General features: G+C 63.1%; 23 protein-coding genes and 1 tRNA gene. 15 read left to right on the top strand and 9 right to left on the bottom strand.

Annotated features, from left to right (window positions below; translation table 11 throughout):
• Positions 1–62: 62 nt before the first annotated feature.
• The 10 genes from rsmB to B0G71_RS18875 all read left to right on the top strand — a co-directional run bounded on the left by rsmB (position 63) and on the right by B0G71_RS18875 (position 9,358).
• Complete coding sequence (gene rsmB / locus B0G71_RS18920) at positions 63–1,502, top strand: 16S rRNA (cytosine(967)-C(5))-methyltransferase RsmB (RefSeq protein ID WP_116143376.1); 1,440 nt, start codon at positions 63–65, stop codon at positions 1,500–1,502.
• Positions 1,499–2,098 (top strand): DUF4390 domain-containing protein, encoded by a 600-nt coding sequence (locus B0G71_RS18915; RefSeq protein WP_116143374.1) that lies wholly within the window; start codon positions 1,499–1,501, stop codon positions 2,096–2,098. Before rsmB ends, B0G71_RS18915 begins: the two co-directional genes overlap by 4 nt.
• Positions 2,088–4,502 carry a PAS domain-containing sensor histidine kinase gene (locus B0G71_RS18910; RefSeq protein ID WP_116143372.1) on the top strand — a complete coding sequence of 805 codons (2,415 nt, stop codon included), beginning with the start codon at positions 2,088–2,090 and terminating at the stop codon, positions 4,500–4,502. Before B0G71_RS18915 ends, B0G71_RS18910 begins: the two co-directional genes overlap by 11 nt.
• On the top strand, positions 4,503–5,192 hold the full coding sequence (gene esaR / locus B0G71_RS18905; protein ID WP_116143370.1) for a response regulator transcription factor EsaR: 690 nt from the start codon (positions 4,503–4,505) through the stop codon (positions 5,190–5,192).
• Between the two features lie 108 nt (positions 5,193–5,300).
• Positions 5,301–5,376, top strand: a tRNA-Phe gene (locus B0G71_RS18900).
• Positions 5,377–5,764: 388 nt separating this feature from the next.
• Entirely contained in the window at positions 5,765–6,499 is a 735-nt protein-coding gene (gene queC, locus B0G71_RS18895; protein ID WP_116143368.1) for a 7-cyano-7-deazaguanine synthase QueC, read from the top strand.
• Between the two features lie 64 nt (positions 6,500–6,563).
• A complete protein-coding gene (gene queE / locus B0G71_RS18890) occupies positions 6,564–7,196 on the top strand; it encodes a 7-carboxy-7-deazaguanine synthase (RefSeq protein ID WP_116143366.1) in 633 nt (210 codons plus the stop codon).
• Between the two features lie 9 nt (positions 7,197–7,205).
• Positions 7,206–7,649: a 6-carboxytetrahydropterin synthase QueD gene (gene queD / locus B0G71_RS18885; RefSeq protein ID WP_090518804.1), complete on the top strand. Its 444-nt coding sequence runs from the start codon at positions 7,206–7,208 to the stop codon at positions 7,647–7,649.
• Positions 7,650–7,874: 225 nt separating this feature from the next.
• Positions 7,875–8,657, top strand: a complete 783-nt coding sequence (locus tag B0G71_RS18880; RefSeq protein ID WP_116143364.1) for an HpcH/HpaI aldolase/citrate lyase family protein — start codon at positions 7,875–7,877, stop codon at positions 8,655–8,657.
• Positions 8,654–9,358: a tetratricopeptide repeat protein gene (locus B0G71_RS18875; RefSeq protein ID WP_116143362.1), complete on the top strand. Its 705-nt coding sequence runs from the start codon at positions 8,654–8,656 to the stop codon at positions 9,356–9,358. Before B0G71_RS18880 ends, B0G71_RS18875 begins: the two co-directional genes overlap by 4 nt.
• 105 nt (positions 9,359–9,463) lie before the next feature.
• Here the strand turns inward: B0G71_RS18875 and rodA are convergent, their stop codons facing one another.
• The 5 genes from rodA to B0G71_RS18850 form a co-directional block, all read right to left on the bottom strand.
• On the bottom strand, positions 9,464–10,612 hold the full coding sequence (gene rodA, locus B0G71_RS18870) for a rod shape-determining protein RodA (RefSeq protein ID WP_116143360.1): 1,149 nt from the start codon (positions 10,610–10,612) through the stop codon (positions 9,464–9,466).
• 9 nt (positions 10,613–10,621) lie between these two features.
• Positions 10,622–12,937: a penicillin-binding protein 2 gene (gene mrdA, locus B0G71_RS18865; protein ID WP_116148703.1), complete on the bottom strand. Its 2,316-nt coding sequence runs from the start codon at positions 12,935–12,937 to the stop codon at positions 10,622–10,624.
• A gap of 142 nt (positions 12,938–13,079) precedes the next feature.
• Entirely contained in the window at positions 13,080–13,592 is a 513-nt protein-coding gene (mreD, locus tag B0G71_RS18860; protein WP_095417751.1) for a rod shape-determining protein MreD, read from the bottom strand.
• Complete coding sequence (gene mreC, locus B0G71_RS18855; RefSeq protein ID WP_116143358.1) at positions 13,589–14,698, bottom strand: rod shape-determining protein MreC; 1,110 nt, start codon at positions 14,696–14,698, stop codon at positions 13,589–13,591. The genes mreD and mreC overlap by 4 nt, the downstream gene beginning before the upstream one ends.
• 153 nt (positions 14,699–14,851) lie before the next feature.
• Complete coding sequence (locus B0G71_RS18850; RefSeq protein ID WP_004189550.1) at positions 14,852–15,895, bottom strand: rod shape-determining protein; 1,044 nt, start codon at positions 15,893–15,895, stop codon at positions 14,852–14,854.
• A 382-nt stretch (positions 15,896–16,277) separates the two neighbouring features.
• On the opposite strand from B0G71_RS18850, the gene gatC reads away from it, so the two are divergent.
• The 5 genes from gatC (at position 16,278) to B0G71_RS18825 (ending at position 21,545) form a co-directional block, all read left to right on the top strand.
• A complete protein-coding gene (gene gatC, locus B0G71_RS18845; RefSeq protein WP_105511670.1) occupies positions 16,278–16,577 on the top strand; it encodes an Asp-tRNA(Asn)/Glu-tRNA(Gln) amidotransferase subunit GatC in 300 nt (99 codons plus the stop codon).
• Positions 16,578–16,770: 193 nt separating this feature from the next.
• Positions 16,771–18,258: an Asp-tRNA(Asn)/Glu-tRNA(Gln) amidotransferase subunit GatA gene (gene gatA / locus B0G71_RS18840; protein WP_116143356.1), complete on the top strand. Its 1,488-nt coding sequence runs from the start codon at positions 16,771–16,773 to the stop codon at positions 18,256–18,258.
• A gap of 5 nt (positions 18,259–18,263) precedes the next feature.
• A complete protein-coding gene (gene gatB, locus B0G71_RS18835) occupies positions 18,264–19,739 on the top strand; it encodes an Asp-tRNA(Asn)/Glu-tRNA(Gln) amidotransferase subunit GatB (protein WP_116143354.1) in 1,476 nt (491 codons plus the stop codon).
• A gap of 140 nt (positions 19,740–19,879) precedes the next feature.
• Complete coding sequence (locus tag B0G71_RS18830) at positions 19,880–20,719, top strand: PPK2 family polyphosphate kinase (protein ID WP_116143352.1); 840 nt, start codon at positions 19,880–19,882, stop codon at positions 20,717–20,719.
• A gap of 46 nt (positions 20,720–20,765) precedes the next feature.
• A complete protein-coding gene (locus tag B0G71_RS18825; RefSeq protein WP_116118668.1) occupies positions 20,766–21,545 on the top strand; it encodes an exodeoxyribonuclease III in 780 nt (259 codons plus the stop codon).
• 165 nt (positions 21,546–21,710) lie between these two features.
• Here B0G71_RS18825 and B0G71_RS18820 read toward each other — a convergent pair whose 3' ends face one another.
• From B0G71_RS18820 to B0G71_RS18805, 4 genes are read right to left on the bottom strand one after another with little or no spacing between them, the layout of a single operon-like run.
• The gene (locus tag B0G71_RS18820) at positions 21,711–23,003 is read right to left on the bottom strand and encodes a M48 family metalloprotease (RefSeq protein ID WP_116143350.1); all 1,293 of its coding nucleotides are present in this window, start codon (positions 23,001–23,003) and stop codon (positions 21,711–21,713) included.
• On the bottom strand, positions 23,000–24,394 hold the full coding sequence (locus tag B0G71_RS18815; protein ID WP_106283942.1) for an AmpG family muropeptide MFS transporter: 1,395 nt from the start codon (positions 24,392–24,394) through the stop codon (positions 23,000–23,002). The genes B0G71_RS18820 and B0G71_RS18815 overlap by 4 nt, the downstream gene beginning before the upstream one ends.
• A 14-nt stretch (positions 24,395–24,408) precedes the next feature.
• Complete coding sequence (metW, locus tag B0G71_RS18810) at positions 24,409–25,017, bottom strand: methionine biosynthesis protein MetW (protein WP_012431403.1); 609 nt, start codon at positions 25,015–25,017, stop codon at positions 24,409–24,411.
• Positions 25,014–26,159 carry a homoserine O-acetyltransferase gene (locus tag B0G71_RS18805; protein ID WP_106283941.1) on the bottom strand — a complete coding sequence of 382 codons (1,146 nt, stop codon included), beginning with the start codon at positions 26,157–26,159 and terminating at the stop codon, positions 25,014–25,016. The genes metW and B0G71_RS18805 overlap by 4 nt, the downstream gene beginning before the upstream one ends.
• Positions 26,160–26,282: the final 123 nt, after the last annotated feature.

Here is a 26,282-nt window from a genome sequence, read left to right as displayed (position 1 = left end):
CCACGCTACAATGCGTGTTGATTGCGTCGCGCGCTCCCGCGCGGCCCGCCTTAGTCTTCTTCATGACCACAAAGCCTTCTTCGCGTACCGCTTCCTCATCGGTGCGCCCGCGCGAATCACGTTTGTCGATGCTGCATCTCGCGCCCGAATCGCTCGGCTTCGCGCTCGACTGCGCGGGCCAGGCGGTCGGCGCCGTGCGTCTCGGCGCAGCGTTGCCAGCCGCGCTGCAATCCGTCTTCGTGTCCGCGCCGGAGGCCAGCGTTGCCGCGGCGCGTGGCGCAGTGCAGGACATCGCCTATCGCACCATGCGACGTCTCGCGATTGCCGAGTGGCTGATCGCGAAGCTGGTGAAAAAGGCGCCGCCGCCGCACGTTGGCCATGTGCTCGCGTGCTCGCTGGCCCTGCTCATCGACGACGAAGCGAACGCTGCCTACGCACCGTTCACGGTCGTCGATCAGGCAGTGAGCGCGATCGGCGCGCGCCGTGAATTTGCCTTTGCGAAGGGCCTCGTCAACGCCGTGCTGCGCGGTTTCCTGCGCGAACGCGAAACGCTATTGAGCGCCGCGCAAGCCGACGAAGTCGCACGCTGGAACTATCCGGCATGGTGGATCGATGCCGTGAAGCGCGCGTGGCCCGACGCATGGCAGTCGGTGCTAGCCGCCGGCAACACACAAGGCCCGCTGACGCTGCGCGTGAACGCGCGTCAATCGACGGTCGACGCCTACTTGCAAATGCTGCAAAACCATCACATTGCGGCGAGCAGGGCCGGCGACTACGCCGTCAAGCTCGCCACGCCGATGCCGGTCGACCGCATTCCGGGCTTCAGCGACGGCGTCGTCTCGGTGCAGGACGCCGGCGCGCAGCTCGCCGCGCCGCTACTCGACGTGCGCGACGGCATGCGTGTGCTCGACGCCTGCGCGGCGCCGGGCGGCAAGACCGGCCATCTGCTTGAACTGGCCAACCTTCAGCTCGTCGCGCTCGAAAGCGACGCGTCGCGCGCGCGCCGTATCGGCGAAAATCTGCAGCGGCTCAAGCTCGAAGCGGAAGTGCGGATCGGCGACGCGGGCGCGCCCGCAAAATGGCACGACGACATCGACCCGCCGTTCGACCGCATTCTGGCCGACGTGCCGTGTTCGGCGTCGGGCATCGTGCGGCGTCATCCGGATATCCGCTGGCTGCGCCGCGCATCCGACATTCCGGCGCTGGTTGCCGAGCAGCGCCGCATTCTCGACGCGCTCTGGCCGCTCGTGAAACCAGGCGGCGAGTTGCTCTACGTTACCTGTTCGATCTTTCCCGAAGAAGGCGAGTTGCAGGCGCAGTGGTTTGGAAACAAGTATCAGGATGCGGTACGATTGGACGCGCCGGGGCAACTGTTGCCTTCAGTCGCTCGCGCGCCCGCCGACACATCGGCCGGTTCTCATGCCGGACAACCCGCTGAAGACAGCGCCGGCGCGAACTCAGACCACGACGGATTCTTCTACGCGCGCTTTCAGAAACGGTGACCATCAAACGCTTCTTCCCGCTTCGGCTCGCTGCCGTGCTCTGGATCGCGCTGGCCGTATGGCTGGCGGCGCCGGGCGTGGCGCATGCTGATTCGATCGCGGTGCAGCGTGCATCGCTGCAAGCCGACAACACGGGTTGGAATCTCGACGCACGTTTCGACTTCGATCTGAACAGCAACCTCGAAGACGCGGTCAATAAAGGCATTCCGCTCTATTTCACGACCGACTTCGAACTAAGCCGGCCGCGCTGGTACTGGTTCGACGAGCAGCCGGTGAGCGTGTCGCAAAGCATTCGCCTGTCGTTCCAGCCGCTCACGCGCGAATACCGCGTGTCGAGCGTGTCGTCCGGCGGTTTGCAGCTCGGCTTCGCCACGCTCAAGGATGCGCTCGCGGTGATCAAGCACATCACGTCGTGGCACGTGATCGATCGCAATGAGGTGCGCGTCGGCGAGACGTATAACGCGTCGGTGCGCATGCAACTCGACATCGCGCTGATGCCCAAGCCGTTTCAGATCGACGCGGTGAACAACCGCGACTGGAATCTCGCTTCCGAATGGAAGCGCTTTACCTTCACGGTGACCGAACGTGCTAAATAAAGTGCGCTCCGCTACCAGTGTCAGCAGCATCGTCGTGCGCGTGCTGGTGTCGACGGTCGCCGTGACGGCCGTGCTGCTGCTCGTGCTGCTCGCCGCGGCCAGCGCGAACACCGAATTCTTCGACCGCTATTACCAGTGGCTCTACGCCGCCAACCTCGTGGTCGCGATGATCTTTTTGCTGGTGGTGGCGACGCTCGTCATCATCATCATCGCGCGGCTGAGAAAGGGTAAGTTCGGCACGCGGCTATTGGCGAAACTTGCGTTCTTCATGGCGCTGGTCGGCGTGGTGCCGGGCGGCATCATCTACGTCGTGTCGTATCAGTTCGTGTCGCGCAGTATCGAGTCGTGGTTCGATGTGAATGTCGAAACAGCGCTCACGTCCGGTTTGAATCTCGGGCGCGGCATGCTCGACGCGTCGCTGTCCGATCTGCAAACCAAGGGCCGCTTGATGTCGGAACAGTTGGCGAGCGCGGACGCCGCCGGCACCACGCTCACGCTGCTGCGTTTGCGCGACCAGTTCGGCGTGCAGGATGCGACGATCGTCGAACCTACGCGCAGCATGTCGGGCGCGACGCCCGACATGCACGTGGTCGCGCAGGCCTCCGGCAACTACGCGACGCTCGTGCCGAACGATTTGCCCACGCCGTTGATGATCGAACAGGCGCGCGGCCGTGGCTATGCGGCGATCGAAGGCGAAGTGGACGGCGATCCTCACGCGCATGGCAGCAAGGGCGTGTTGCGGCTGCGGGTGGTGCAACGCATTCCCGATTCGAACGCCGCGCTGTTGCAGCCCACCGAACGCTTCCTGCAACTCACGCAGCCGGTTTCGCCCACGCTCGCGCGCAATGCCGACGCGGTGCAGCGCGCCTATCGCGAGTACCAGGAGAAGGCGCTCGGCCGTACGGGCCTGCGCAAGATGTATATCGGCACACTGACGCTCGCGCTGTTCCTCGCCACCTTCATCGCGATGATGCTCGCACTCGCGCTCGGCAATCAGCTCGCGCGGCCATTGTTCCTGCTGGCGCAAGGCACCAAGGAAATCACGGAAGGCGATTACACGCCGAAGCGCGAAATCAAATCGCGCGACGAACTGGGCTTTCTCACGCAGTCGTTCAATGCGATGACGCGGCAGTTGTCCGAAGCGCGCGCGGCGGTCGAGAACAACCGCATCGCGCTTGAACACTCGAAGGCGTATCTGGAAAGCATTCTCGCGAACCTGACTGCGGGCGTGTTCGTGTTCGACCGGCAATTCAGACTGACCACCGCGAATCGTGGCGCCGAGCGGATTTTCCGTCAGCCGTTCCAGGCGGTGATGGGTTCGGCTTTGGATCAGATCGGCGTGCTGAGCGAATTCGGCGGGATGGTGCGCAAGGCGTTTGCCGATCGCGAAGCGGCGAGCGGCGATGGTCACGACGATCGCGGTCACTGGCAGCAGCAGTTTTCCGTGCAGGTGCCGGACGAAACCGAGCCGCTTACCTTGCTCGTGCGCGGTGCGCGGCTTGTCTCGGCGACGGACCGCGACGCGGAAGACATGCAGACTTCCGGCTACGTCGTGGTGTTCGACGATATCTCGGACGTGATCTCCGCGCAGCGTTCCATCGCGTGGGGCGAAGTCGCGCGGCGGCTCGCGCACGAGATCAAGAATCCGCTCACGCCGATCCAGCTCTCCGCCGAACGTCTGCAGATGAAACTCGCCGACAAGCTCTCGCCATCCGATGCCGATGTCTTGAAGCGCGGCGCGACCACGATCGTGAACCAGGTCGCCGCGATGAAGCAGATGGTCGACAACTTCCGCGATTACGCGCGTACGCCGCCGGCGGTGCTCGCCCATTTGCAGCTAAACGATCTGGTCAGCGAAGTGCTCACGCTGTACGGTATCGAAGAAGGCAAGGGCGCCATTCAGGTGGAGCTCGCCGCATTGCCGGCGATTCGTGGCGACGCGACGCAATTGCGTCAGGTGATTCACAACCTGCTGCAGAACGCGCAGGATGCGGTGGCGGACCTCGAGCATCCGCGTGTGTTGCTCGAGACGAGGACAGTAGAATACGGAGACCCCGACGCGGAAGGCAAAGTCCGCGTCGCGGTGCGTCTGACGGTGTCGGATAACGGAGCGGGCTTTCCGGCGCGTATCCTCACACGTGCATTCGAACCTTACGTAACGACCAAGGCCAAAGGTACGGGCCTGGGTCTTGCGATGGTCAAGAAGATCGTCGATGAACACGGCGCGCGCATCGACATCCGCAATCGCATGAAAGCGGGAGATGTCATCGAGGGCGCGCAGATTTCGATCCTCTTCCTTCAACTGGCAGACGATGGCGTGGCACCCGGAACAGGGCCGCGTCCGGCGCACGGCGGTGCGGCGCAGGGAAAGACAAAAGCAACAGTGCAGACAAGGGCAGCGTAAATGGCAACCATCCTGGTGGTAGATGATGAAATGGGCATCCGGGAATTGCTCTCGGAGATCCTGAGCGACGAAGGGCATGTCGTGGAGGCCGCGGAAAACGCGCAGGAAGCGCGCGAATTCCGTTTGCGCCAGGCGCCTGACCTGGTGCTGCTCGACATCTGGATGCCCGACACCGACGGCGTGACCTTGCTTAAGGAATGGGCCGCGCAAGGGCAACTGACCATGCCGGTGATCATGATGTCCGGCCACGCAACCATCGACACGGCGGTTGAAGCAACCAAGATCGGCGCGCTCAATTTCCTCGAGAAGCCGATTGCGCTGCAGAAGCTGCTGAAGGCGGTCGAACAGGGTCTCGCACGGGGCACGGCAGCGGGTGCGCCCGGCGGCGCGGCGGCCAAGCCGGTGTTGCCGGTAAGTGTTTCGGCGGTCGCTTCGGCGGCGGCATTGCCGATGCTCTCCACCGACGGCATGGGCAGCGGCGCGCTGGCTGCGCAAACGGCCTCGATCTCGTTCGACATTCCGCTGCGTGACGCACGCGACGCGTTCGAGCGCGCGTACTTCGAATATCACCTCGCGCGCGAGAACGGCAGCATGACGCGCGTGGCGGAGAAGACCGGGCTGGAGCGGACGCACTTGTATCGCAAGCTCAAGCAGCTCGGCGTGGATCTCGGCAAAAACAAAGGTGAGTGAACCGCGGAAGTGAAGCCGGCGTTGATCATGCGGATTTCGCTACCACAGAATTTTTCGAGAAGGGGCTTGTCGGAGCGCTGACCCTTTGATATCATTTCGTTCTTCGTTGGCCCGGTAGCTCAGTTGGTAGAGCAGCGGATTGAAAATCCGCGTGTCGATGGTTCGATTCCGTCCCAGGCCACCAGGATTCAGCCCCAGGAAATCGCAAGATTCCTGGGGCTTTTCCTTTTTGTGCATCTGATGCGATGGGCGTCACGGGCAGCGTTGCTTCGGCTTGCGTGCGCCACGTGTGCGGGGCGCGCTCGGCGGCGTTTGGCGTCGCGTGATAAAATCGCGCCAGTTCAAGGACTTGCACGTAAGTGCGTCGCCTGAGTGCCGCGCGGCAACGCCGCTATTAGCACCGAACCCTTCGCCCGACGATTAACGGTATAAGCCCCAGCGACTCTGCATGCGAAAGGCGCGGCCTATACTGCTTTGGGCCGGCAGCAGTGCCGGCACGCGTCGCGCCGCGTTGCTTGCATGGCGCACCTCGCGCAGCGCGACGTGGCACTCTTCATTCACGGAGTTTCACGGTGATCCGCAAAGACGCTAAACGTAGCGCTCTGGTGCTGTTTTCCGGCGGCCAGGATTCCGCCACATGTCTCGCCTGGGCGCTCGAACGTTATGAAACGGTCGAGACACTGGGCTTCGATTACGGTCAGCGGCACCGCGTCGAACTGGAATGCCGCGAGGGGTTTCGCAATGCGGTCGCGCGCGCGTTTCCGGCATGGGCCGAGCGCCTCGGCGACGACCACATGATCGATCTGTCGGTGCTCGGCGCGATCAGCGATACCGCCATGACGCGCGAGATCGAGATCGAAGCTACGGCGAACGGTTTGCCGAACACGTTCGTGCCGGGCCGCAATCTGATGTTCATGACCATCGCGGCGGCGATTGCCTATCGACGTGGTTTGCAGGTGCTGGTCGGCGGTATGTGCGAGACGGATTTCTCGGGCTATCCCGATTGCCGCGACGACACCATGAAGGCGTTGCAAGTCGCGTTGAACCTTGGCATGGACACGCGCGTCCTGCTCGAAACACCGTTGATGTGGCTGGACAAAGCCGACACGTGGCGTCTCGCACACGAACTCGGCGGCGACGAGCTGGTTGAGTTGGTGCGCGTCGAGACGCATACGTGCTATGTCGGCGAACGCGCTGAATTGCATGCATGGGGTTTCGGTTGCGGCGAATGCCCGGCATGCCGTTTGCGCAAGCGCGGTTATGAGGCGTATCTGTCGGGTGAGAAGGTCACCGAGGCGCCGCTCTGATGACGCGCGGCGCAGCAGCGCAACTCAGGCATTAATTTTTCAGGAATAGAGGGCAGAAAGCAGCATGACTTACGCGGTCAAGGAAATCTTCTACACGTTGCAGGGCGAGGGCTCGAATGCCGGGCGTCCGGCTGTCTTTTGCCGGTTCGCCGGCTGCAACCTGTGGTCGGGCCGTGAAGAAGATCGCGCCGAGGCGGTGTGCCGCTTCTGCGATACGGATTTTGTCGGCACCGACGGCGAGAACGGCGGCAAGTACCGCACGGCTGACGATCTCGTGAAGATGATCGCGTCGCAATGGCCCGAAAGCGAGGGCGAGCGTTTCGTGGTGTGCACGGGCGGCGAGCCGATGCTGCAGATCGATCAACCGTTGGTCGATGCGCTGCATGCCGCCGGCTTCGAGATCGCCATCGAAACCAACGGCTCGCTGCCGGTGCTCGAAACGATCGACTGGATCTGCGTGAGCCCGAAGGCCGACGCACCGCTCGTCGTGACCAAGGGCAACGAATTGAAGGTTGTGATTCCGCAGGACAACCAGCGTTTGTCCGAGTATGCGAAGCTCGACTTCGAGTATTTCCTCGTCCAGCCTATGGACGGACCGTCGCGCGACCTCAACACCAAGCTCGCGATCGACTGGTGCAAACGCCATCCGCAATGGCGCCTGTCGATGCAGACCCACAAGTATCTGAACATTCCCTGATTTGCCGTGCTGACGATTACACGAAAACTCGAATTCGACGCGGGTCACCGCATCCCCGATCACCGCAGCCAGTGCCGTAATCTGCACGGTCATCGGTATGTGCTCGAAATCACGCTGCAAGGCGATCTGGTCGACACCGAAGGCGCGCCCGATCGAGGCATGGTGATGGACTTCGCCGACGTGAAGTCGCTCGCCGTCGAGCATCTCGTCGACAAGTGGGACCACGCGTTTCTCGTTTATGAAGGCGACACCCAAGTGCGCGGTTTCCTGGAAACGATGGCCGGCCACAAGACGGTCGTGCTCGATCGCATTCCCACCGTCGAAAATCTTGCCGCCGTGGCGTTCGACATTCTCGCGAACGTCTACGACGCGCACTACGGCGTGAATCTGCGTCTGCACAAGCTGCGTCTGTACGAGACGCCGAATTGCTGGGCCGACGTGGTCCGCGACTAAAGCCTGTAACCCGACGCTCGCGGGCCGCTCGCGCGGCCAAACCCTCGCGTTATTGTCACGGTATGATCGCTCCGACAACCACACGGAGCGAGACATGCCGGTCACCGCATTGCGTCGCAGCAGGCAGCCGGGCCGCCACGGCCCGCGTGCTCATCTGGCCCACGAGGCCAGCACGCTTTCCCGCAGTTCAGGCGAAGCGCCGCTTCACTGCGAGGGAGCGCGGCGATGAGCACCTTCACCAATCCCCTCAAGTCACGCCTTAAAGAAACCGATCCGCTGTTCGGACTGTGGCTCTCGCTCGGCAGCGACGCCGCCGCCGAAGCGCTCGCGCACGCCGGTTACGACTGGCTGCTGATCGACATGGAGCACTCGCCGAACGATAGCGGCGACGTCGCCTCGCAATTGCGCGCGATCGCCGCCGCGCATCTGCCGAGCGAGCCGGTGGTGCGCGTGCCGTCCAGCGAGGCATGGCTCGTCAAGCGCGTGCTGGATGCCGGCGCGCGCACGCTGATGTTCCCGAATATCGAGTCCGCGGACGAGGCGGCGCGCGCCGTGCGTCTCACGCAATATCCGACCGCTGGCGCGCTCGACGGTGAGCGCGGCGTCGCCGGCGCGGTGCGGGCCGCGGGTTACGGCATGCGGCGTGACTACGTGCAGACGGCCAATGCTCAGATCGCGACCATCGTGCAGATCGAGTCGGCGCGCGGCTTGCAGGAAGTGGAAAAGATCGCGATGACGCCGGGCGTCGATTGCCTGTTCGTCGGGCCGGCGGATCTCGCCGCGAGCCTTGGTCATCTCGGCGATTCGAAGCACGCCGACGTGCAGGCCGCGATGACGCGCATCGTCAGCGCCGCGGACAAGGCAGGCATTGCCGCCGGTATTTTTGCCATGGACGTCGCGAGTGCGAAGCAGCATCGCGATGCCGGTTTTCGATTCATCGCTCTGGCCGCGGACGTCATGTGGATGTTGCGCGCGACTCGCCAGGCGCTGCAGGAGGTGAGGTCATGAAGGGGATGGTGCAGTGCGTCGTGGTGCGTCTGGCGCTCACAGCGGCATTGATGGCGAATGTGGCGGCCTATGCGCAAGACAGCCGGATCGCGAAGTCGAATGATCCGGAGACGCAAACCGCGGTCGCCGACTACAACGCCGGCAATCTGGCTGCGGCGCTTGTCGAGTTCCGCAAAGCTGCCGAGCGCGGCAGCCGTCTCGCCGAGTTCAACTACGCGATGATGCTGCTCAACGGCGAAGGCACGTCGGTCAATGTCGATGAAGGCAAGAAATGGCTGCGCAAGGCCGCCGACGCCAACATGTCGCACGCGCAATACGTGTACGGCAAGATGTACGACGATGGCGAGTTCGTTGGGCGCGATCCGGTTGAGGCGCACCGCTGGTTCCTGAGGGCGGCGGAGCAGGGACACGTGCAGGCGGAGCTGGCGCTGGCCAATCAGTTCCTCGATGGCCGCGGCACTGAGCGCGACAACAAGCAGGCGTTCGTCTGGTACAAGAAGGCGGCGCAGGGCGGCGACATGACCGCGCAATACGTGGCCGGCTCGTTCTATGAGCGGGGCGGCGACGGTGTGGAGAAGAATCTCAACGTGGCGCGCGCTTATTACGCGGCTGCCGCGGCGCAAGGCGATCCGGCGGCGCGGCTCAAGTATCAGCAACTCAGCGCGCAGTTGCGGGATCAGAAGGAAGTGAAGCCGCAGTAAGACCGCGGTGTTTTGATAACGACGCTGGATGCAAAAAGGGACGCTCCGTGAAGAGCGTCCCTTTGCTTGTGGAGTCGCCGGCAAAGCCCGCGCGGCACCGCCGCGCTAGCTCTGCATCAACCGCTTCTGCCGCGCGACGCTCATGATCAGGCCAATCGCGACGCCCAGCGTGGTCAGCGCGGTGCCACCGTAACTCATGAATGGCAACGGCACGCCGACCACCGGCAAGATGCCGCTCACCATGCCGATATTCACGAACGCGTAGGTGAAGAACGCCATGGTCAATGAGCCGGCTAACAGGCGTCCGAAGAGCGTCGCGCCATTGGCCGCGATATACAGCCCACGCGCGATCAACAGCATGTATAGCGTGAGCAGCACGACGCCGCCCGCCAGCCCGAACTCTTCGGCGAACACGGCGAAAATGAAGTCGGTGTGCTTCTCAGGGATGAACTCCAGGTGCGCCTGCGTGCCCTTCAGCCAGCCTTTGCCAAGCGGGCCGCCCGAGCCGATCGCAATGACCGCCTGAATGGTATGGAAGCCCTTGCCGAGCGGATCGGAAGTCGGATCGAGCAGCGTGCAGATGCGGTGTTTCTGGTAGTCGTGCATCAGCGGCCATTGCACTTCCGGTTGACAGATTTTGTCCTGGAAGGCGGCGATGGACACGACCGCGATCACACCTGCAATCAGCACCGGCACGATCAGCTTGAAACTCAGGCCAGCAAAGTAAATCACGAAGAGACCGGCCGCGAACACCAGCACGGCTGTGCCGAGGTCGGGCTGCTTGGCGATCAGGCCGACCGGCACGGCGAGAATCACCAGACCTACCAGAAAGTCGTACCAGCGCATTACACCTTCGCGTCGCTGGTAGTACCAGGCGAGCATCAGCGGCGTGGCGATCTTCAGGATTTCCGACGGCTGGATCACCACGCCGACATTGATCCAACGCTTCGCACCTTTGCGCGTGAGGCCGAATAGCGCCACCGCGACCAGTAACGCGATCCCGAATGTATAGAGCGGAACCGCGAAACGCATCAGCGTGGTGGGTGGCACATTGGCGAGCGCCCACATCAGCACGAAGGTCAGCATGATGTTGCGCAACTGGTCTTCCACGCGGCCGGGGACATCCAGACTCGCGCTGTACAGCGTGACGATGCCGACGCACAACAGCAGAAACACGATCAGTGCGAGCGGGCGATCGAAGCCCGCGAACATCCGCTTGATGCGGTCGAGCCAGGCGCGCTTGTCGAATTGCATGCCTTCTCCTTACTCGTCGATGCCGCCGGAAACCGGCTGGCGTGGCGACGTGGCCTGAATGCCGCCATCGCGCGACGCAGCGGCGGCTGTCGGCGCCGGCTCGCTGGCCGGACGGGGTTTATGCGGGACGCCGGATTTACGCGACGCCGGATTCTTCGTGGCGGTGGACGCGGACGTCGAGGCGGCAACCGGTGCCGATGCGGCATCAGGGGCGGAAGCTGCCGCCGCCGCGGACGCAGCCTTCGCGGCCGCCGCAGCGGAGGCCGCCGCTGCCGCCGAAGCCGCGCCGGGAATCGGCAGCGCGGTGAAGCCCGCTGCGACCTTGACCGGCTGCACGCCGTCCTGCGGCGCCGGCGGCGCATCGCCGACTTCCGGCGCGGAGGCATCCTCGGTTGCCGACGCCGCTGCCTCGATGGCCGCTTGCTGCGCACCCGGCTTGTTCTTGCCGACAAGGTAATAGTCGAGCACCTTGCGCGCAATCGGACCTGCCGCTTCCGCACCCCAGCCGCCGTTTTCGACAATTAGCGCGAGCGCGATCTTCGGTTGCTCGGCTGGTGCGAACGCGATGAAGAGCGCGTGGTCGCGCAGATGCTCGGCGACCGCGTGGCCTTTGTAGTTCGCGCCCTGCAGCGAGTAGACCTGCGCCGTACCCGTCTTGCCGGCCGCCTGATACGGCGCGCCGATGAACAGCTTCGACGCCGTGCCGTTGGTCACGACGCCTTCCATCGCGCGCTTGATGATGTCGATGTCCGATTGCTTGACCGCAATCCTGTCGCTCGGATCGCGCACCACCGGCCGCGTCTCTTTCGTGATTGGGTTTTCGATGTCGCGCACGAGGTGCGGCTTCATCACGACGCCGTTGTTCGCGAGCGTGGCCGTGGCGTGAGCGAGCTGGAGAATGGTGAACGAGTTGTAGCCCTGGCCGATGCCGAGACTGATCGTTTCGCCTTCATACCAGCGTTGCTGCTCGGGCTTGCGGTACGCCTTGCGCTTCCATTCCGTGGACGGCAGGATGCCGCGCGCCTCGCCCGAAATGTCGATGCCGGTAATCTGGCCGAAGCCCCACGGCTTCATGAAATTAGCGATATTGTTGACGCCGAGATCGTGCGCGAGCATGTAGAAATACGTGTCGTTCGACACCACGATCGCGCGGTTCATATCGACCCAGCCTTGGCCCGAGCGCACGTCGTTGCGGAACGTGTGGCCGCCGAAGGTGTACGAACCGGGATCCTGGAAGCCCCAGCCCGGCGTGCGCTTGTGCAGCGTGAGCGCGGCGAGCGCCATGAACGGCTTGTAGGTCGAGCCCGGCGGATAGGTGCCGTGCAGCGGACGGTTGAGCAGCGGATGGTCGGGCGAGTTGTTGAGATCGTCCCAGGTCTGCTGGTCGATGCCGTCGACGAACGAGTTCGGATCGAAGCTCGGCGCGGACACAAAGGCGAGCACGTCGCCCGTCGACGGTTCGATCGCGACCAGCGCGCCGCGGCGGCCCGCGAAGGCCTGCTCGGCCACCTGCTGCAAGCCGATGTCCAGGGACAGCACGAGGTTGTTGCCAGGCGTCGCCTGGGTTCGCGACAACGTCCGCACCGGGCGGCCGCCGGCGGTCACTTCCACTTCCTCGAAACCGGTCTGGCCGTGCAACTCGGTCTCGTAACTCTGCTCGACGCCGATCTTGCCGATGTAGTCGGTGCCCTTGTAGTTATTCGCGTCCAGACGCGGATCGTAGTGGTCCGGATCGCTGTCGTTCTGATCGCTGGCGTCGTCGATACGGTCCTGATCGCGTTGCGAAATCCGGCCGATGTAGCCGATCACGTGCGCCGCGGTCGGCCCGAGCGGATATTGACGGAACAGGCGCGCGCGCACTTCCACGCCAGGAAAGCGGAAGCGCTGCGCGGTGAAACGCGCGACTTCGTCGTCGGTCAGTCGGGTGCGGATTGGCAGGCTCTCAAAGTTCTTCGAGTCTTCCTGCAGCTTCTTGAAGCGGCGGCGATCGCGTGCGTCGATTGAAACAACCGTGGCCAGGTTGTCGATCACGTTTTCGATCGAGTCGTTCAGCTTCGACGGCGTCAGTTCGAGCGTGTAGGCCGAGTAGTTCTTGGCCAGCACCACGCCGTTGCGATCGGTGATGATGCCGCGGTTCGGGACGATCGGCGCGACCGAAATGCGGTTTTCATCGGCCTGCAGCGAATATTTGCTGTAGTGCCAGACCTGCAGAAACAGGAAACGGAAGCCGATCAGCCCGAAGCAGACGAACACGAACAGGCCCGCCGCCGCGACGCGCAGGCGGAACTTCGAGAGCTGTTGCTGAGTGTCCTTGAATTCGGTCATGCGATTCTGCAAAAGGCCGGGTGACGGCCATCATGAGTGTGCGCCTTTTCCGGCCGGAACCGGGAGGCATGAACAGCGATGCGCGTCGAGCGGGCCGCGAAAGTGGGTTCTGGCAAGAACGGCCGGCGCGCTCGATGCGGGATCAAATCGGCCGGGTATCGTCCGGATCGGCGGGGCGGCGCTGCGGCATCAGCAGCAGCATGCTGGTGACCGGCCACAGCGCGGCTTCGACGAAGCCGTCGATCAGATAACCCCAGCCCGGAAACGCCGCGCCCGTCAGCAGACGGATCACGAACGGCACCAGTTGCGCGACCACCAGCAGCGGCATGACCGCGAAGGTCTGCACGCCGAGCGACATCCACAGCACGCGGCGGTGAATCGTGATCGCGCCGTACGACAACAACGTGTACGCCAGCGCGTGCTCGCCGAGCAGGCTGGCGTTGTGTACATCCATCAGCAAACCGAGCGAAAACGCGATACCCATGCCGACTTTGCGCGGCTGGTGCACGTTCCAGAACAGCAACACGAGCGCGACGAAGTCCGGCACGCCGACGAGGCGCCCCCACGGCATCAGGTTCAGCAGGAACGCCGCAGCGAGGCTGAACGAGATGAAATAAGGATTGACCGGCTGCAGGATGTATTGCGGACGGTTCATGGCTGGGCCCCTGGCTTGGCTGGCGGCTTCGCGTTCTTTTCGGCGGCCGGTTTCTTTTCGGCGGCGGACTTTTTCTCCGCTGCGGGCGGTTTGGCCGGCGCTTTTTCGGTGGGCTTGGCGGTTGCGGGTTTCTCGGCTGCGGCCTTTTCGCCGGCTTTTGCCTGGGATTTATCCGCCGCGGCCTTGCCGTCGGCAGATTTGGCGCCTTTCTTCGCTTTTGCGTCCTTCGCGGCCGTGGCTGCGTCGGGCTCTTCGGCCGGACGCGGCGGCACATTGTTCACGTAATGCAGCACCAGCAACTGACGCGCGCCGCGCACCGGCGCGACCGGCAGGCAGATCACACGCGCGAACGCCGTATCGGCCTGCTTGTCGACCCGCACTACCTTGGCGACTGGCAGACCCGGCGGATACACACCGTCCAGACCGCTGGTGACGAGTTCATCGCCCGTCTGAATGTCGGCGCTGATCGGTACGAAGCGCAGATCCAGAGTGTCGCCCTTCGGCGTGCCGTAAATCACGCTGCGCAGACCCGTGCGCACGATCTGCACAGGCACTGCCTGATCTTTGTCCGTGAGCAGCGTCACCTCGGCTTGCAGCGGGAACACGCGCGTTACCTGCCCAATCACGCCGTCTTCATTGACGACCGGCGAACCGTTCTGGATGCCTTGCTGCGCACCCCGGCCAATCACAACCTTCTGCGTGAACGGATCACGCGTGTCGTACTGGATTTCGGCGGGCAGCGATTCGGTGGTGGAGCGCTGCGACAGTTGCAGCAGCGCGCGCAAATGCGCGTTCTCGGCCGCCAACCCAGCGGCCGTATTGGCTTGCTGCGAAAGCTGCAGATCTTTGGTGCGCAGTTTGTCGTTTTCGCTGCGCAGCGTGGCGCTGGTCACGGCCAGGTCGGCCGCGCCCACGAACATATCGCGCGGCACGAGGGCGGCGCGTTGCAACGGATAAAGACCCGCGCCGAGCACGCCGCGAACGATTTCGAGCGTTTTGAAGCGTGCGTCGGAGATCAGCAGGGCGATCGCCAGCAAGACAAAAAATACGAGTCGTGCGAGGGCGGACGGTCCTTGCTTGAACAGGGGCGGCGGACTGTATTCCATGGTCGGCGCCGGGGGCGTGAGCGGTTGGGTGAGACGGCGGCGCGCGGGAAAGGCGCGTTCAGCGCGCGGAGGCTGGTAGGCCCAGCCAACGGCAAACCGGCCCGCAAGGAGCCGTTTGCCTGATCCGCGCTACTGACATGAAGACGGGCTCGCTTACTCGTACGAGAAGATGCTGCCCAGCTTGTCCATGCGTTCGAGCGCCATGCCCGAGCCGCGCACAACGCAGGTCAGCGGGTCTTCGGCGACGAGCACCGGCAGGCCGGTTTCTTCGGCGAGCAGACGGTCCAGATCGCGCAGCAGTGCGCCACCGCCCGTGAGCATCATGCCGCGCTCGGCGATGTCGGCGCCGAGTTCCGGCGGCGTTTGTTCGAGCGCGATCTTCACCGACGACACGATCTGGTTCAGCGGGTCGGTGAGGGCTTCGAGAATTTCGTTGCTGGAGATGGTGAAGCTGCGCGGAATGCCTTCCGACAGATTGCGGCCCTTCACTTCCATTTCCTTGACTTCGGAACCCGGGAAGGCGGAACCGATTTCCTTCTTGATGGCTTCGGCGGTTTGCTCGCCGATCAGCATGCCGTAGTTGCGGCGGATGTAGTTGACGATCGCTTCGTCGAACTTGTCGCCGCCCACGCGCACCGAGCCCTTGTACACGATGCCGCCGAGCGAGATCACGCCGACTTCGGTCGTGCCGCCGCCGATGTCGACGACCATCGAGCCCGTGGCTTCCGACACCGGCAGGCCGGCGCCGATAGCCGCGGCCATGGGTTCTTCAATGAGGTAGACCTGCGAAGCGCCCGCACCGTGCGCGGCTTCTTTAATGGCGCGGCGCTCGACCTGGGTCGAACCGCACGGCACGCAAATGATGATGCGCGGCGACGGCGAGAACATGCGCGATTCGTGAGCAGTTTTGATGAACTGCTTGATCATCTGCTCGGTGACGGTGAAGTCGGCGATCACGCCGTCTTTCATGGGGCGGATTGCCTCGATGTTGCCCGGCACCTTGCCGAGCATCTGCTTGGCTTCCTTGCCGACTGCCTGGATGGTTTTCTTGCCGTTGGGACCGCCTTCCTGGCGGATCGACACCACCGACGGTTCATCAAGAACGATGCCCTTGCCACGCATGTAGATGAGCGTGTTGGCCGTGCCGAGGTCAATGGCCAGATCGTTGGAAAAGTAGCTGCGCAAAAAACCGAACATTCAAAATCCTGTCTCGCTGGGGGCCGGGCCTCGCAATGGTTGCGCAGGGCGGCAGCGGAAAAAATAACAGCTTCAACCGGGCGGATGCGGCGCCACAGGAACTTGAAGCTGCGAGGGAGTCTACCGGAGGCCGATGCAAAGCCAGGTCAGAAAAATCCGAACTATCTTTGGGAATTGTTCAGAAAGGCCTTGGTAAGACGGTCCGGGTTTGGGTCGAACGCGTAATGATACCTTATAATTTTGGATGTTTTGAAGGAAACGGACGGCACTTTTTGCCACCGCTGGCCCCTTTTTCGAGGTCTTCCTCCAGCGTCGTAACCCGCTGTCGCGGCATTGTTTTTTTCCTTGCTGCGGCGGTCCACCACATTTTTCCGGTGACTGCATGGCTCTGACCCTGACCGATGTAAAACGCATCGCGCATCTCGCGCGGCTCGAACTGGCCGACGCCGACGCTGAGCACACGCTCGTCCAGCTCAACGATTTTTTCGGCCTCGTCGAGCAGATGCAGGCGGTCGATACCACCGGCATCGCGCCGCTTGCCCACCCGATCGAGCAGATCGAAGACGTCGCGCTGCGTTTGCGTAACGACGCGGTGACCGAAACGGTCGAACGCGAAGCTTTCCAACGCCCGGCGCCCGCCGTGCAGGACGGCCTGTACCTCGTGCCGAAGGTGATCGAGTAACACCCGCGCATCGAGCCCGGCGCGATACGCGAGCGGGCCTCCAGACGAAGTGCCGACTTGCGGCATCTCGACTCGTGGCTTCAACGCTCGCATAACCGTCGTCTCCGGCTTCCTCGGCTCGGGTTGCCGGCGGGCAGCCGAACGCCTCCACGGCAGCGTGACTACGCTGCCGCGCTCTTCAGGATAAAACGCAATGCATGAAAAAAGTTTGACCGAACTGCGCGCCGCACTGACGGCCAAGGAATGCTCCGCAGTCGAACTGGCGCAGCTCTATCTGAAGCGGATCGACGCGGCCAACAGCCTGAACGCATTCATCCAGGTCGATCCCGATCTGACGCTCGCGCAGGCGAAAGCCGCGGACGCGCTGCTTCATACAGGCCACGCCGGCCCGCTGGTCGGCCTGCCGATCGCGCACAAGGACGTGTTCGTCACCAAGGGCTGGCGCTCCACCGCCGGCTCGAAAATGCTGTCGAACTACGAAAGCCCGTTTGACGCGACCGTGGTCGCGCGTCTGCAGAACGCCGGCATGGTGTGCGTGGGCAAGACCAATATGGATGAGTTCGCGATGGGCTCGTCCAACGAGAATTCGTACTTTGGTCCCGTGCAGAATCCGTGGGATGTTAAGGCTGTGCCGGGTGGTTCGTCGGGTGGGTCGGCTGCGGCCGTCGCCGCGCGCCTCGCGCCCGCTGCAACGGGTACGGACACCGGCGGCTCGATCCGTCAGCCGGCGTCGTTCTCCGGCATCACCGGTATCAAGCCCACGTATGGTCGAGTATCGCGTTACGGCATGATCGCGTTTGCCTCGTCGCTGGATCAGGGCGGTCCGATGGCGCAAAGCGCCGCGGATTGCGCCACGCTGCTCAACGCCATGGCCGGCTTCGACGAACGCGATTCGACCAGCCTCGTGCGCGACGACGAAGACTACACGCGCTACCTCGGCAAACCGTGGAAAGAAGACGGCGCCGCCAAGCCGCTCGCCGGCCTGCGCATCGGCCTGCCGAAAGAGTATTTCGGCGCCGGTCTTGCCGACGACGTGCGCGCCTCGATCGACGCCGCGTTGAAGCAATACGAAGCGCTCGGCGCCACGCTGGTCGAAGTCTCGCTGCCGAAAACGGAGTTGTCGATTCCGGTGTACTACGTGATCGCGCCGGCCGAGGCTTCGTCGAACCTGTCGCGTTTCGACGGCGTGCGTTTCGGTCATCGCGCGGCGGAGTATCGCGATCTGCTCGACATGTACAAGAAGTCGCGCGCCGAAGGTTTCGGCCCGGAAGTGAAGCGCCGCATTCTGGTCGGCGCCTACGTGCTGTCGCACGGCTATTACGACGCGTACTACCTGCAGGCGCAGAAGATCCGCCGCATCATCGCGCAGGACTTCCAGGAAGCGTTCAAGCAGTGCGACGTGATCATGGGACCGGTCGCGCCGTCGGTGGCGTGGGACCTCGGCGCGAAGGGCGACGATCCGGTGCAGATGTATCTGGCCGACATCTACACGCTGTCGGTGAGCCTTGCCGGTTTGCCGGGCATGAGCGTGCCGTGCGGCTTCGGTGCGGGCGCGAATGCGCAGCGTCCGGTCGGTTTGCAGATCATCGGCAACTATTTCAATGAAGCCCGGATGCTGCAGGTGGCCGACGCGTTCCAGCGCGCGACCGACTGGCACCGCCAGGCACCGGCAGGAGTGTGAGCACCATGACCAAGCAATGGGAAGTCGTGATCGGTCTGGAGACCCACGCGCAACTGTCGACCCAGTCGAAGATTTTTTCGGGCGCCTCGACGCAATTCGGCGCCGCGCCGAACACGCAAGCCTGCCCCGTCGATCTGGCGTTGCCGGGCACGTTGCCGGTAATGAACCGCGGCGCTGTGGAGCGCGCGATCCAGTTCGGTCTCGCGATCGGCGCAACGGTGGCGCCGCGCAGCATCTTCGCGCGAAAGAATTATTTCTACCCCGATCTGCCGAAGGGTTATCAGATCAGCCAGTACGAAATCCCCGTCGTGCAGGGCGGTCAGGTGACGATTCAGGTGCCGGCCAATGAAAAGGCGGGTAAAGAAGCCTACGAAAAGGTCGTCAACCTCACGCGCGCCCACCTCGAAGAAGACGCGGGCAAGTCGCTGCACGAAGACTTCGCGGGCATGACCGGCATCGACCTGAATCGCGCCGGCACGCCGCTGCTTGAAATCGTCACCGAGCCTGAAATGCGCAGCGCGGCCGAAGCGGTCGCTTACGCGAAGACGCTGCATACGCTCGTCACGTGGCTCGGCATCTGCGACGGCAACATGCAGGAAGGCTCGTTCCGTTGCGACGCGAACGTGTCGGTGCGTCCGGTCGGCCAGGCCGAATTCGGCACGCGTGCCGAGATCAAGAACCTGAACTCGTTCCGCTTCCTCGAAGAAGCGATCCAGTACGAAGTTCGCCGTCAGATCGAGTTGATCGAAGACGGCGGCACGGTGGTGCAGGAAACGCGTCTGTACGATCCGGACAAGCGCGAAACGCGCTCCATGCGCAGCAAGGAAGACGCGCACGATTACCGCTATTTCCCCGATCCCGATCTGATGCCGCTCGTGATCGACGCGGCGTGGATCGAGCGCGTCAAGGCAGAGATGACAGAGCTGCCGGTGGCGATTCAACAGCGTTTCGTGTCGCAATACGGTTTGACGCCGTACGACGCTAACGTGCTGACCTCCAGCAAAGCCATGGCCGCGTACTACGAAGCGGTGGTGAGCAAGGTCGGTCCGGCCAACGCCAAGGTTGCCGCCAACTGGCTGATGGGCGAAGTGTCGTCGCAATTGAATCGCGAGGGTCTCGACATTGCCGGGAGCCCGGTGTCGTCCGCGCAACTCGCGTTGCTGCTGCAGCGTATCGCCGATGGCACGATCTCCAACAAGATCGCCAAGGAAATTTTCCTCGCGATCTGGGAAGAGAAAGCCACCGACGAAGCCGCCGCCGACCGCATCATCGAAGCGAAGGGGCTGAAGCAGATTTCGGATACCGGCGCGCTGGAAGCGATCATCGACGAAGTGCTCGCCGCGAACCAGAAGTCGGTCGAGGAATTCCGCGCCGGCAAGGAAAAGGCATTCAACGCGCTGATCGGTCAGGCAATGAAAGCGACGAAGGGCAAGGCCAATCCGGCGCAGGTGAACGAACTGCTGAAGAAGAAGCTATCCTGAGTCGAAGTTAAGTTGAGCGTGAACGACTGAAGCGTTAAAGCTCAAGTCAGCACGGGCTGTTGCCGGCAACGAAAGTAGGGCAACGGCCCGTTTCATTTTGCGGGTCCATTTAAGCGAACACAGATCAGGGGAGTGTGTGGATGGCCAGGCAACCCGAACTCGACGATTTCCGCGTGCCGTATTTCGACGACGGCAAGAAGAAAAACAAATTCTCGCTGAGCGATTTCGACCCGGCCGCCAAGCCGTTTTCGACCGGCTCGAAAGATGGCGACAAGGCGCTTCTGTCGGAGATCGGCACGAAGCTCGACAACTTGCAGGAGCGCCTGCACGCGCAGCAAACGCGGCGCGTATTGCTGGTGCTGCAGGGCATGGACACGAGCGGCAAGGACGGCACCATCCGCGCCGTGTTTCACGAAGTCGATCCGCTTGGTTTGCGCATCGTGCCCTTCAAGGCGCCGACGCCTGTCGAACTCGCGCATGACTTTCTCTGGCGCGTGCATTCACAAGCGCCGGCCGCCGGTGAGCTGACGATCTTCAACCGCAGTCACTACGAAGATCTGCTGGTGCCCACCGTGCACGGCACTTTGGATGAGCAAGCCTTCATGCAACGCTGCTGCCACATCCGCCAGTTCGAGGAATTGCTGGCGTATAGCGGTACGGCCATCGTCAAGTGCATGCTGCACATTTCGAAAGACGAGCAGCGGACGCGTCTGCAGGCGCGCATCGACGATCCGAGCAAGCACTGGAAATTCGACCTTGCCGATCTCGAAGCGCGCAAGCAGTGGGACCAGTATCAGGCGGCGTACCAGGAGGCGCTGCCAGCGACCTCGACGGAATACGCGCCGTGGTACGTGATTCCCGCCGACTCCAAGACTCATCGCAATGTGATGGTTGCGGAGTTGCTGCTGCGCACGTTCGAAGCACTCAAGCTCGAATATCCGCCTGCCAAAGAATCGCTGAAGGGCATCAAGGTCGAGTGACCGTGCCTTTCGCTTCATCAACGAATCGAACGTAAAAAGGAACGACATGTTGCGTGTGATTACCGCCAACCTGAACGGCATCCGCTCAGCGGCGAAGAAAGGCTTTTTCGACTGGTTCGGAGAGCAGAAGGCCGACGTGCTGTGCGTGCAGGAAATCAAATGCTCGCAGGACGATATGACGCCGGAATTCATGGCCCCGCACAACTTCACCGGCTATTTTCAGCACGCCGTGAAGAAGGGTTATAGCGGCGCGGGCGTGTACACGCGTCACGAACCGGACGAAGTGGTGATCGGTTTTGGCAGCGAGGAGTTCGACCCGGAAGGGCGTTATGTCGAACTGCGTTTCGGCAAGCTCTCGGTGATTTCGGTGTATGTGCCCTCGGGTTCGAGCGGCGACGAACGCCAGCAGGCCAAATACCGTTTCATGGACGAGTTCATGCCGCATCTCGCGGAGCTGGCTCAGGAGCGTGAGGTGATCGTGTGCGGCGACGTCAATATCGTCCACAAGGAAATCGATATCAAGAACTGGAAGAGCAACCAGAAGAATTCGGGTTGCTTGCCGGAAGAACGCGCATGGCTCACCAAACTATTCGATGAAGTGGGTTACGTCGACGTGTTCCGCACGCTCGACCAGCGGCCGGAACAGTACACATGGTGGAGCAATCGCGGTCAGGCGTATGCGAAGAACGTCGGGTGGCGGATCGATTATCAGATCGCGACGGCGGGTATCGCGAGCAAGGCGAAACGTACCGATGTGTTCCGCGATATCAAGTTCAGCGACCATGCGCCACTAACGGTGGATTACGACCACAAGGTGAAGAAGTAAGCACGGCAAGCGAGGCTGAGGGCTCGCCTTTGTCACGACAATGGTCGCGAGTGCGAGTGCGAGTGCGAGTGCGAGTGCGAGTGCGAGTGCGCAGCAAGTAAACCTGAACTCCGCCCTGCGGCATGCGTTGTCACGGAAGAAGCTGACGCTAAAGGCCCGCGCAACTCAATCGCGGGCCAGTTTGCGGCGCGGCCGGCCCATGCCGGCGTAGTCCGGCAACGCGTCCACGGTCTTGCCGATCGCCTTCGCGTAGAGCGGCAGCATGTCCGGCAAGCGCTTGACGATGTCCTGACGGCGCGCCGGCGTGTAGGGATGCACGTAGATGAAGCCTTGATCGCGATTGCTGCGCGTGGCCTGCGCCAGCTTGTCCCACAGCGTGACCGCCGCGCGCGGATCGAAGCCGGCGCGCGATGCGATATCGCTGCCGATCACGTCGGCTTCGGTCTCGTCGGTATTTTCGTACTTCATTTCCAGCAGGCGCGAGCCGATGCCAAGCGGCGCCGCGCCCAGATCGGCGAGCCCGAATAGCTGCGGGATCGTGCCGGACGAGTCGAGCTGGCTTGCCTGCAGTTGGCCGAGCCGCTCGCGTGCATGCTCGCGCAACGCATGCGCGATCTCATGGCCGATCAGCATGCCGAGCTCATTGTCGTTCAGATGCGCGCGGTCGAGCAGTCCGCCGTACACGACGATCTTGCCGCCCGGCAGACAGTACATGCGGATATCGGGCGAGCGCACCACCGCTACATCCCATTTCCAGTTCCTGGCCCGCTCGTTCCATTTCAGCGAGTACGGAATCATCTTGTCGACGATCGAGCGCACGCGCGTGACATGCGCGTCGGTGTCGGCATACAGACGGTTCGAATGCTCGGCGCCGTAGGTGATCTGGCTGAACTCGTCGGCGGCTTGCGCCTCGAGCATCGGCGATGGGATCAGGTTGCGGAACACCAGATAACCGCCGTAACGCAACTGCGTGTTCAGGGTGTACGACGCGGACGCCGGGGCGGGCATCGAGGGGACGGCCGGCGCTTTGGTGGCTGCGGGTGGCGAAGATGTCGCGGCGGGCGTTCTGGCCGTGACCGGGGCCGGCGGCGGCTGCGTCAGTTGGGGCGAGGGAGGTGATGAAGGCGGCGTTGCAGCGGCGGGCGCGCTGCCTGCACCCGCTGCGCCGGTGGCATTGTTCGCGCCCTGTGCCGCGGATGTCGCGTTTTCAGGGCTCGCGGCTGTCGCCGCTGCGGGCTTCGCCGTCGGTGCTGACGTAGTGGCCGGCGCCGGAGTCGCCGCGGGTGCGCTGGTGGCCGCAGCCGGCACGGCTGCCGCAGAGGCGTTCAATGGCGCGGCAAATGTCAGGCTCGCACAGCCAAGCGCGCATACGGCGTGCAGCGCCGCGCGGCTGCCCTTGATGGCAGGGCGCCGAGACGTCACCGAGCGCGCCGCACCCTTCGAAAGAAGCGCCTTCACGACTGCTTCCTCCACGGCGCGATACGCAGCAGAAGCAGCATGCCGGGCAACCCCAGCGCGGTACAAACGATGAAGTAGTCGAACCAGCCGATCTGCGCGACCACGTAGCCACTCGCCGCGGAAGCCAGCGTGCGCGGCACCGAAGCAAGGCTCGTGAAGAGGGCGAACTGGGTGGCGGTGTAGCGCGGATCGGTGGTGCTGGCGATATAGGCGGTGAAGGCCGCCATCGTCAGCCCGGTGGCAAAGGTTTCCAATCCGTAGACAAGCGCCAGCGCAACTGAACGCGGCTCGAGCTGCACCGCCCAATCGACGCCCACCAGTGCCAGCAGCTTCGTCGTGCCTTCGCTCAGCCAGACGGCGATGTCGTAAATTGCCACGAGACCGGGCGATGCCGGCCCGAGGTGCGCGAGCCATGCGAAGCCGAGCGTCGACACCATCTGCAGGACACCGAAGATCCACAGCCCGCGGCCGATGCCGATTTTCATCAGCCAGATCCCGCCGACAATCCCGCCCGCCAGACTCGCGCCGAATGCGGTGGTCTTCGCGATCACGCCGATCTGCGTGCGCGAAAAGCCGATGTCGAGAAAGAACGAGGTGGACAGCGTGGTCGCCATCGTGTCGCCGAGCTTGTACAGAAAGATGAAACCGAGCACGAACAGCGCGCCGCGCCAGCCGTCGCGCTGAATGAATTCCTTGAATGGCTGCACGATCGCTTCGCGCAGATTTTTGGGCGGCGTGCCGTGGACTTCGGGTTCGCGCACGACGAGTGTCATCACCATGCCAGGCAGCATGAACGCCGCCGTCACAATGAAAACGGTGGTCCAAGGCAAATGGTCGGACAGGATCAACGCGAGCGAACCGGGCACCAGCGCCGCGATCTTGTAAGCGTTCACGTGCACCGCGTTGCCCAGACCCTGCTGGGTATCGCTCAACAACTCGCGCCGGTAGGCGTCGATCACAATGTCCTGGCTTGCGCCGAAGAACGCGACCAGCGCGGTCAAAGCCGCCACCGTCCAGATCGAATCTTTAGGCGACACGAACCCCAAGGTGGCAATGGCGCCGGCCACGAGTATTTGCGTGACCAGCATCCAGCCGCGCCGTCTGCCCGGACGCCAGCCCGGAAAACGCGGGACGTAGCGGTCCATCAACGGCGCCCAGATGAATTTCCAGGTGTACGGGAACTGGATCAGCGCAAAGAGGCCGATTTCCTTCAGATTGACGCCTTCTGAGCGTAACCACGCCTGCACCAGGTAGACGAGCGTGAACAGCGGCAAGCCCGACGTAAAGCCGAGAAAGACGCAGATCAGCATGCGCGTATTCAGGAACGCGCGCCAGCCGGGATGTTCTTCGTGAGCGGTAAGTGCAGGCGCCTCGTGCGGCGGGTTCGACATGTGGATAAGTGGGGTTAGCTTTTCTTGACGCGATAGACCGCAAGACTACCACGCCAGTTCACCCCCCACCGCACCACCTGACCGTCGTGCAGCACCACGCGGTCAAGAATCTCGATGCCGACTTCCGGCGCCAGCGCCTCGAAATCCTCGATGGTCAGTACCCGCACGTTCGGCGTGTTGTGCCACTGATAAGGCAGCGACTTCGACACCGGCATGCGCCCCTGCAGCACCGAGAGCCGATGCGCCCAGTAGCCGAAGTTCGGGAACGACACGATGCATTCCTTGCCGACCCGCACGGTCTCGCGCAGGATCGCCGCCGTCTGATGAATGGTTTGCAGCGTCTGCGACAGAATCGCGAAATCGAAGCTGCCGTCTTCGAACAGGCGCAGGCCGTCTTCCAGATTCTGCTGGATTACGTTGACGCCGTTCTGCGTCGACGCCAGCACGCCCGCGTCGTTGATTTCGATGCCGTAGCCCTGCACGTCCAGTTCTTCGGTCAGCAGCGAGAGCAGCGAGCCATCGCCGCAGCCCAGATCCAGCACGGTGGCGCGCGGTTCGACCCAGCGCGCGATCGCGCGGAAGTCCGGGCGCAGCGCCAGGTAATCGAGTGCTCGCTGGTTCATGCGTTCACCTCGTTCGCAATACGTTCGTAGTAGGCGCGCATCAGGTTGTGATAGCGCGCGTCGTCGAGCAGGAAGGCGTCGTGGCCGTGCGGCGCGTCGATTTCCGCATATGTGACCGTGCGCTTGTGGTCGAGCAGCGCTTTCACCAGTTCGCGCGAGCGGGCCGGCGCGAAACGCCAGTCGGTCGAGAAGCTGGCGATCAGATATTTCGCCGTGGTGTGCGCGACGGCGGCGGTCAGATCGCCGTCGAAAGCCTTGGCCGGATCAAAATAGTCGAGCGCGCGGGTGATCAGCAGGTAGGTGTTCGCGTCGAAGTAGTCGGCGAATTTGTCGCCCTGATAACGCAGATAGGACTCCACTTCGAATTCCACGTCGAAGTTGAAGTTATACGCGTCTACCGCGCCTTCCGCCCGACGCAGCGAGCGGCCGAATTTCTCGGCCATGTCGTCGTCCGACAAATACGTGATGTGGCCGATCATGCGCGCGACGCGCAAGCCGCGCTTCGGCTTCACGTTATGCGCGTAGTAGTTGCCGCCGTGGAAATCCGGGTCCGACAGAATCGCCGAGCGCGCGACCTCGTTGAACGCGATGTTCTGGGCCGACAGCTTGGGTGTGGACGCGACCACGATGCAATGACCGACGCGCTCCGGATACATCATGCTCCACGCGAGCGCCTGCATGCCGCCGAGGCTGCCGCCCATCACCGCCGCGAAACGCGTGATGCCGAACTGATCGGCGACGCGCGCCTGGGCGTTGACCCAGTCTTCCACTGTCACGACCGGGAACGTGGCGCCGTACGGGTTGCCGGTGGCCGGGTCGATACTCATCGGCCCGGTCGAGCCGAAGCACGATCCGAGGTTGTTCACACCGATTACGAAGAACTTGTCGGTGTCGAGCGGCTTGCCCGGCCCGACCATGTTGTCCCACCAGCCGATGTCCTTGGGATTGTCAGCGTACACGCCCGCCACGTGATGCGACGCGTTGAGCGCGTGGCACACCAGCACCGCGTTGCTATGCGCGGCGTTGAGCGTGCCGTAGGTCTCGACCATCAGGTCGTAACCGGCCAGCGAGCTGCCGTTCTGCAATTGCAGCGGCTCGGAGAAATGCATTTTGTGGGGAGCGACGATACCGATCGATTCCATTCATTCCGCCATTTGTCGAAACAGGGCGGCTAAACGGCGTCGGCGAAAGCACGGAGGAACGACTGTGTGCGTGGCTGACGACCTCTTTAGCCGCATTTATAGTGAACCGCGGGAAACGTTCCC

It is taken from the genome of Paraburkholderia sp. BL27I4N3 (assembly GCF_003386115.1).
Taxonomy (GTDB): Bacteria; Pseudomonadota; Gammaproteobacteria; order Burkholderiales; family Burkholderiaceae; genus Paraburkholderia.
This window is presented reverse-complemented; position numbering and strand designations above follow the sequence as displayed.